Source organism: Micromonospora sp. NPDC005163, from assembly GCF_053599835.1.
In genome coordinates this window covers 1-8,126 of record NZ_JBSFYP010000124.1, presented here as the reverse complement: position 1 = coordinate 8,126, position 8,126 = coordinate 1, and the positions used below count along the sequence as shown (strand labels likewise).

At 68.5% G+C, this 8,126-nt stretch carries 7 protein-coding genes; 4 read left to right on the top strand and 3 right to left on the bottom strand.

The annotated features are described in order from the left end of the window. Nucleotides 1–44: 44 nt before the first annotated feature. On the bottom strand, nt 45–1,403 hold the full coding sequence (locus tag ACWD6N_RS36810) for a hypothetical protein (protein WP_450006609.1): 1,359 nt from the start codon (nt 1,401–1,403) through the stop codon (nt 45–47). Between the two features lie 228 nt (nt 1,404–1,631). Further along, complete coding sequence (locus ACWD6N_RS36805) at nt 1,632–2,687, bottom strand: IS110 family transposase (protein ID WP_450006607.1); 1,056 nt, start codon at nt 2,685–2,687, stop codon at nt 1,632–1,634. An 838-nt stretch (nt 2,688–3,525) separates the two neighbouring features. Between ACWD6N_RS36805 and ACWD6N_RS36800 the strand changes: the two genes are divergently transcribed. Together ACWD6N_RS36800 and ACWD6N_RS36795 are read left to right on the top strand one after the other, a co-directional pair. Beyond that, the gene (locus ACWD6N_RS36800; protein WP_450006610.1) at nt 3,526–5,346 is read left to right on the top strand and encodes an IS481 family transposase; all 1,821 of its coding nucleotides are present in this window, start codon (nt 3,526–3,528) and stop codon (nt 5,344–5,346) included. 4 nt (nt 5,347–5,350) lie between these two features. Further along, a complete protein-coding gene (locus ACWD6N_RS36795; RefSeq protein WP_450006605.1) occupies nt 5,351–5,791 on the top strand; it encodes a hypothetical protein in 441 nt (146 codons plus the stop codon). Nucleotides 5,792–6,183: 392 nt separating this feature from the next. On the opposite strand, the gene ACWD6N_RS36790 is transcribed toward ACWD6N_RS36795, so the two are convergent. After that, nucleotides 6,184–6,642 (bottom strand): SRPBCC family protein, encoded by a 459-nt coding sequence (locus ACWD6N_RS36790; protein ID WP_354968215.1) that lies wholly within the window; start codon nt 6,640–6,642, stop codon nt 6,184–6,186. Between the two features lie 184 nt (nt 6,643–6,826). Between ACWD6N_RS36790 and ACWD6N_RS36785 the strand changes: the two genes are divergently transcribed. Continuing rightward, nucleotides 6,827–7,072: a hypothetical protein gene (locus ACWD6N_RS36785; protein WP_450006603.1), complete on the top strand. Its 246-nt coding sequence runs from the start codon at nt 6,827–6,829 to the stop codon at nt 7,070–7,072. Between the two features lie 193 nt (nt 7,073–7,265). Continuing rightward, entirely contained in the window at nt 7,266–7,928 is a 663-nt protein-coding gene (locus ACWD6N_RS36780) for a tetratricopeptide repeat protein (RefSeq protein WP_450006601.1), read from the top strand. Nucleotides 7,929–8,126: the final 198 nt, after the last annotated feature.

The window sequence follows — 8,126 nt, the reverse complement described above, 5'->3', positions numbered from 1 at the left end:
CTACCCGAACCCGCGTGGATCAACAAGCCCGACGACGAGCCGACTCAGTCAACGAACCCCTGAACCACCCGCCCCGAAAAGGTTGACACCTTCCGCTTTCGCATCGCGGCGATCGCCGCTTGGCGATTGTCCCGCAGGTAGGCGACTACACCGATGTCGTAAGCATCGATGGGATGAACAACGCTGACGAGTTCGGTCCAGAGGCTTCCGAGGACCGGCCGCGGGGGGTGTCCTTCCTGCCCGTCATCGGTGGCGACAATGTAGTCAAAGACCTGATAGCCAGCAGGTGTGCCGGCGATCAGCGCCACCTGTGAGGCTACCGGCTGCTTTGCCCACGCCAAGCCTTCCTCGAACAGCGCGGTGGTCGGCTCAAGATCGATGCGGATGCGGCGCAGGTACAGCGGGAACAACCGCAACAGGTACTCGGCCGGTATCGGACGGGACAGACCGGCACGCCGGGCATCGACCGCCGCCTGGACGACCGCGCAGCCGGCCGGTTGGTCACTGCGGCCGGCGCGGTACTTGTCCAACAGCCACTGCGCCCCCACAAGGGTTTCGGCGATACTGGCCGTCATCGTCTCCGCCGGGTACAGCCGTCGCGCCTCGGTCAGCTCCGACTCGGTCAACTCGAAATCCAGCGGCACCCGTACGGCACGGCCAAGTGCGACCCGGGCCGTCCTGGTGATGTCACCGCTGCTGTTGCAGATTTGGTTCCACCGCTCCTCGGTCATCGTCGCCACTAACCAACCCCGTCGCCCCACCGCGTCGAGCACATCACTGGTGAGGTGGGACAGATCCGCAGCAGTAAGGTCATCCAGCCAGACCGGCGTGGGCACTGCCAGCGGCAACGGCGGCTCTAGCCGCATCAGCTTTGCCAGCGCCTCCCCGTCCATGGGCAGCAACACCTGTAGATCCCGCCCATCCCACGCCTGCCGGGCCGCGTGAGCGGCCGTACGCGACTTCCCCGCCTTGGATGCGCCCACTACCACCACGAACTCGAACGGCGGCCCCACCCGAGTCAGCAGGTCGGCAAGCCTCCTGTCGGTACCAGGTCGGGGGACGTACGGCGCCAACTCCTCAGCCGTGCACCGCGTCGGCGTCGCCCCCAACACCGCATTAGACAACGCCGACAGCCGGGGCAGCGCGCCATCCGGACACTCCCGCAACAACTGCCCAACAGTGGCTCGCCATTGCGCATCGTGGCGGACCCGGGCCGCTCGACCCTCGGCCAGCTTCCCACCCACCACCGCGACAAACCCGACCCCCGCCGCCACCGCCGACCAGACAGACAACCTTGCCAACAGGTCACGCTGCTTGTCCGCCAGCTTCATCCACAGGGCGAGTACTGCCGTCACCGCGGCGACCCCGGCAGCCACCATGCTCGCCAGCGTGGAAATCCGCACCCACCAGGACCCACGCACCGACCCCGGCCTCAACGGACGGACCCTACGTCGAGGCACCGTGGTCCCCCTCATCGGAGTCATTCAGCCCGTGATCAGTCCCCACCACGACCCTGGCCTCCAGGAATGATCGACCATCGCACGGCAACCCACGCCGTTGTGTCAGCTAGACGATATTGATTCACGCCATCCGGCCACCGTTACCGCGCCATCCCGATGCTCCTATGGAGGTCAAGGGGCGAGGGCGGCGAAGTCGGCCCGTAGGGCGGTGTAGACGTCGCGGACGATGTAGCGCTTGAGGCAGCGCAGGATCTCCTGCTTGCTGAGGCCTTGGGTGATGCGGCGGTGGACGTAGGCGCGGGTGCGCTGGTCGTAGCGCATGCGGCAGAGGGCGATGGGGTGTAGGGCGTGGTTGGCGCCGCGGTCGCCTCCTCGGTGGAGGCGGTGGCGGCGCACCCGTCCGGAGCTGGCGGGGATGGGTGCTGCTCCGCAGAGGTGGGCGAGGGCGGCTTCGGAGTGCAGCCGGTCGGGGTTGTCGCCGGCGGTGGTGAGCAGCTGGGCGGCGACGTCGGGGCCGACGCCGAACAGCGCCGTGGTGCGGGGCGCTGCGCGCTGGACGATGGGTGTCACCTGCCGGTCGAGGGTGGTGATCTCCTCGGTGAGGGTGGTGACGCGGCGGGCGAGTCCGACCAGGGCTGCGGCGGTGGCGTGCTCGGGTTCTTGGAGTGTGGCCGGGTCGTAGGTCAGGGCAGCGGACCGGCTGACCAGCGTGGCGGCGCTGACCCTGCTCAGGTGGGCTCGCAGGGGCTCGGGGGCGGCGGCGACCAGGCCGCGCATCTGGTTGAGGGCGGCGGTGCGGGCCTTGACCGCTCCTCGGCGGGCGACCCTGAGGGCGCGGATGGCCTCGACCGGCCCGGTGCGGGTCTTCGGCGTGCCCATCGCGGTGCCAGCGAGGGTTGCCCGGGCGGCGGCGATAGCGTCGATCGGATCGGACTTGCCCTGTGCGCGACGAGCTCGGCGGTCCGGCCGGTCCACCTCCACGACGGCGATCTTTTTGCTGGTCAGGTAGCGGGCCAGGCCGGCGCCGTAGCTGCCGGTGCCCTCGACTCCCACGGCAGTTACCCGGCCCAAGGAGCGCATCCAGGCCAGCAGATCGGCGTAGCCGGCGGTGGTTGCCGGGAACTCGGTGTCGCCCAGGAGGCCGCCGGTGCTGTCGATGACGGCGGCGTGGTGGGTGTCGCGGTGGGTGTCGACACCACCGATGAGAGTTCGCTTCTTGGCTGTCATGCTGGTGAGGTCCGCCTCTCTCGTCTGCGTCGAGATTCGTGGACACGTCACCGGTTAGGCGATGCGGACAACACAGTGGTGGGCGCCTCTCGCACAGGCTCCTATCAAGTCACGACGCCTGACCGGTGACATGCAGCTGCCGGGGCCACCGAGCCGGCCGACGAATCGGGATGAGGACAGCAACCGTCGGTCTGCCGGTGAGTCAGACCAACCCGGCGACCCACCCCACCATCCTCACTGTCTGCCATCGACCCGCCCTCCTGGGGAAGCGGGCCGCCGCCCGGCCCGCCACGTCAAGCGGACCTCGACGGCTCGTACGGATGCTGGCGGGTCGGGTGGTGGTCTGCTCGGCTCGCCCGGGTTGGTGGCAGGCGGGATGGCCTACCGCAACCACCCACGAACCGTGACCCGCAGACGGAGCCCCGGCCATCCTGGAGCCGGAGCGCCCCCGCCGGAGGCGCCCTAACCACAATCCCGCCAGCGCAGCCAGCTCGCCGACGCGGCCGGCGTGCGCTCCCCTACGCCGCGCGGGTTGCTGGCCGCGCGGCCCGGCCGGCTGCCGGCCCACCACACCACCGGTCAACGGTCTGTCGTGGGGCGGCCCTCCGGGCTCCCCGCTTTCCGCGCCAGCCGCCGGGCGTTATGCGTGGCCGGAGCGGAGCGGCAGCGGAGTGTAGGCCGCGCGCCCTGGCGGCGGCGCGTGCGGCCCGTTGCGGGCCGCCTTGAAGACGTACAGAAACTTTGCACAACATCGCCGCCAGTCGGCTGTCCGGTCTCGGGACCTGCGTGACACATCGGTATCAGGACCTGCGTGACACTCTGCCAAGTGTTGGTGGAGATGAGCGTGATGGAACAGCGGTATCGAGCCGTCCAGGACGTGCTTGCCGGATCCACGGTCACGGACGTCGCCGAACGATTCGGAGTCTCCCGCCAAGCGGTGCACCGCTGGCTGGCCTGGTATGAGGACGAGGGCCTGGAAGGGCTGGCCGATCGGTCCAGCCGGCCTCGCTCCTCACCGGGGCAGACGTCGCCGGAGGTGGAGGCGCTGATCTGTGAGCTGCGCCGGAACCATCCCCGTTGGGGCGCCCGTCGCCTCGTCTATGAGCTCGGCCGACGCGACTGTCCCGGCCCGGTCCCGTCACGGATCACGGTGCATCGGGTGCTGGTCCGACATGGCCTGGTCGACCCGACGCCCCGCCGCCGGCGGCGGGAGGACTACCGGCGGTGGGAACGGGGCCGGCCGATGGAGCTGTGGCAGATGGACATCGTCGGCGGCATCCAGCTCGCTGACGGTGGTGAGGCGAAAGTCGTCACCGGCGTCGACGACCACTCCCGGTTCTGCGTCATCGCCGCCGTGGTCCGCCGGGTCACCGGCCGGGCCGTGTGTCTCGCCTTCGCCGAAGCCCTGCAACGGTTCGGGGTTCCCGATGAGGTGCTCACGGACAACGGCAAGCAGTTCACCGCCCGCTTCGGCCGCGGTGGCGGCGAGGTGATGTTCGACCGGATCTGCCGGGAGAACGGCATCACCCACCGGCTGACCAAGCCCCGCTCACCCACCACCACGGGCAAGGTCGAGAGGTTCCACCAGACCCTGCAACGCGAACTCCTCGACGACGTCGAAGTCTGGGCCGACCCGGAGGAAGCTCAGGCAGCGATCGACGTATTCCGGCACGAATACAACAACGAACGACCCCACCAGTCCCTTGGGATGGCGTTCCCAGCCGACCGGTTCACCGCCCAGCCCGCCGAGGAGCAAATCCCGCTGCGGCTGCCGCCAACGCTGGCCACCACCATCCCCGCACCCCGAAAGCCGCTGCTTGCACCACCGCCGACGTCTCCGTCAGCCGCCGGCTCGGCCACCGCCGCAGCAGCAGCATCGGCAACCGGCGACGACGTCGGCCTGGCCGTGGAGGTCACCCGCCTCGTTCCCGCCTCGGGCAACCTCACCGTCTGCGGGCAACAGTTCTGGCTCAGCCCCACCCGGTCCGGGCTCCCGGTCACCCTGTGGGCCGACACCACCGTCGTCCACCTGCTCATCGACGGCGTCCGACTCAAGACCGTGCCATCCCGGCTCACCGTCGACCACCTGCGTCAACTCCTCGCCGACGACGGCCAATCCGCCGGGCCACCACCGATCACCACAGGCACCGTCCACGCCGGCGCCCCGATCGAGGTCGAACGGCTCGTCAACGCCACCGGCCTGATCAGCCTCGCCGGACGACAACACCCCGTCGGCTACCACTTCGCCGGCAGGCGCGTCACCGTCCGACTCGACCGCGGCCTCATGCAGATCACCGCCGACGGAATCCTGCTGCGCAGCCTGGCCAACCCCCTAACACCAGCCGAAGTCGCCAGCATCCGCGACGCCCGCCCCGCCGGACCACCACCCACCCCAGCACCCGAACCGATCCGGGTCGAACGCCGCGTCAGCTGCCGAGGATCCCTGGTCATCGCCGGTCAACGCATCCACGTCGGCATCGCCCACGCCGGAGCGACCCTCACCGTCGAAGCCGCCGACACCACCTTCCGCGTCCACGACGGCGACCAGCTCGTCACCGAAGTCCCCCGCACCACCACCAAGCCCATCGCCCGGTTCAAGGCCCGCAAGCCAGAACCAGCCCGACGCACCCCTACAGCACAACCCCCTGTGGAAGTCTGAGCCCATGCAGGCCCCTGCCCCACCTCAGGGAACAATCACGGCCGCCAACAGCCCGGACTGGTCAACCCGGGCCGCCGCAGGACAACAACTCGCCGCCTGGGCCCACCAAGACGCCATCGCCGACATCGTCCAGCGGCTCCTCCTCGACCGCTTCGACACCGCCGTCGTCGAAGCGACCTGCCTGGCCCTGCTACGCCGCAACGACATTCACGGCACCCGACTCGTCGCACGAGCAACCACCACAGCCACGGATCTCCTGACCATCGGCCTCGACCACCTCTACCACCTCCACGCCGCCGTCGTGAACTACCTCATGCCCGACTGGCTCGGCCAGCTCACCGGCACCGTGGACGACTTCCTCATCCTCTGCAACGCCCTGGCCCAAGACCCCGACCCCACCACAGCAACCGGGGCCAGAGAACTCGCCAGCTGGGCCCGCCCGTAGTCCCGACGACCGAGCAGTACCGCCACCCTGTCCAGTAACAAGATCGTCTAGCCGGACGTGTCACCCACGTCCCGAGACCGATCTGTCACGGACGTCCTGAGACCCGACATCGCCGGCAGCCGCCGGCAGTCCGGTGTCGTACTCCGGTTGGCGTTACACGTTGACTCCGCTTGATGGGTTACGCGATCCCCCGGCTCGCCGGCTACCGACTGTGAACCCCGGTGGTCTAGGACGCGGATGCGGCAACATCCGCTTCTGCCGATGAGCGCGCACGTGATCATGGCGGAGGCCCGGCGTCGAAGTGATCAAACGGCCGATGGCCGGCGGCGCCGGATTCGGGACGTGCTCCGCTGAACGACGTTGCTCGGCTGATGGCGTTCCGAGGGTGTGGATCAGCGGCGTTCGGCCAGCTCGGCGAGCCGGTCGAGCGAGGCCCGCAGCTTGTCCGCCGTGGTCGCTCTTGCGTGCGGGATGCGCTTCTCATCCGTGAGTTGTGTCCAGTCGTAGGTGTGCGTCACGCGCGTGTGTGATGCGTCGATCGGCTCGAGTACCCACCGCCACAGATGCCCGGGTGTCGGCTGGCCTGGCTCGCTTGGTCGCCACGCGATGCGGCGCTGCTCGACGAACTCGACCACATGGTTCTCGCGGACGCTGCCTGTCGTGATCGTCATGATGAAGACGTCACCGACGGCATGGACTCGCTGCCCGGAAAGCGCCTCGGACAAGTTGTCGTTGCCGTCCCAGCGGGGCTGCTGTGACGGATCGGCGATGAGCTCGAAGATCTCCGCAGCCGTCGCGGCAATATCACGGCTGGCGGTGACGACATGCTCGGATTCATGGAGGCGGGTCACCTTCCCATCGAAGCACGCGACAACCGATTGGTCACCCTCGGGCGTCCTGTCATGCCGCGAGTCGGACGTCTTCGATTCCGACGCTCAGTCAGGTCGACGTGCGGCAGTCGCACGCTGGTACGAGGCGGAAGATGATACCGGGGAGTGACGTGGAGCCGCGCGATCTCCTTCTAGCGTCGTGCGCATGAAGAGGATCCTTGCCGCTGTCGGAATGCTGTTCGGGCTCTACCTGATTGTTCGTGCTGCTGTCGAGCCGTTCGTGATCAACATGAAGGATCCGGCCGACTACCGGTCGGATTGGGGCGGCCCGAGCCTGGCCGGCGTACTAGCGGCCCACTGTGGACCGGGATTTGTCTCAGCGGTACTGATCGGGCTAAAAATCCGTTCATGGGGGCGTCGGCGGGCGATGCTCAGCCAGGGCGACCGGTGACGTGGGCATGTCGAGGTGGCGCTGATTCCCCGGCGATCCGGTAGAGCCGTCCCCTCGCCGCGGTGCACTCATTTGCCGCTGACCGTGCGTCCGGCACCGCCCTGTCGTGCCGATGAGCGGACGTCCTCTCCGGCCTTGCCCTGGCTAGACTGCTAGATCCGGCACATAGTGGCGATGCCAGCGGGGGCGGCGTATGAGCATCGACGATCGGATCGAACGGGCCAGAGAGCTCTATGAACGGGCGGTATACGGCGGGGATTCCAGCGCGCTGATCGACGCCGAACAGGGCTTGGACGCGGTAGAGGCCGATGCAGCGTTGGCGCGTGGGAGGATCGTGCACGCGCGGTTTCAGAGCGCGGACGCGGACGCCGGCTCGTTGTCTTCCGAGGATCCGACTGAACTTCCGTTGTTCGAGCGTGCGCTCGACTTGTACCGGGCACTGGGCGACACCCGCGGCGAGGCCGAGGCATTGTTCTGGATCGGTTGCCTTTACCAGTTCATCCGGCGTGACAACGAGACCGCCGTTCCGTACCTGGAGCGGTCCTGCCGGCTGGCGGCGCAGACCGGCGACAAGCCGACCTGGTCCGAGGCGCTGAGGCACTTAGGCATAGCGGCGCACGCGGCCGGCCGGCTGGACGAGGCACGCGAGCGGCTGGAGGAGTCATCACGGCTGCGTCGAGAGATCGGGGCCCTGCCGGGCGTGGCCTCCAACATGATCGGACTGGCCTACATCGCCGCCGCCCAGGACCGCCGAGCGGAGGCGCTCGCAACACTCGACGAGGCACATACCGTCGCACGCGCGCACGGTGCTCACGCCATCATGCGACACATCGAGCAGGCGAGAACGCAGATCTAGGCGTGTGGCCACGGCAGAGTTTCGGCAGTTGGCCGGGTCGACCTCATAGAGCTCGTAGCACCGGCCGTCGTGCTCGCCGTGACGTCCGCTTCTGCCGCTGAGCCGGTGCTGCGGCTCACGTCGATCGTCACGGTCCGTACGCCGCTCAGCAGGCCATTGATCACAAGTCTGGCGAGCGCGCCACATGGCGACGATCTT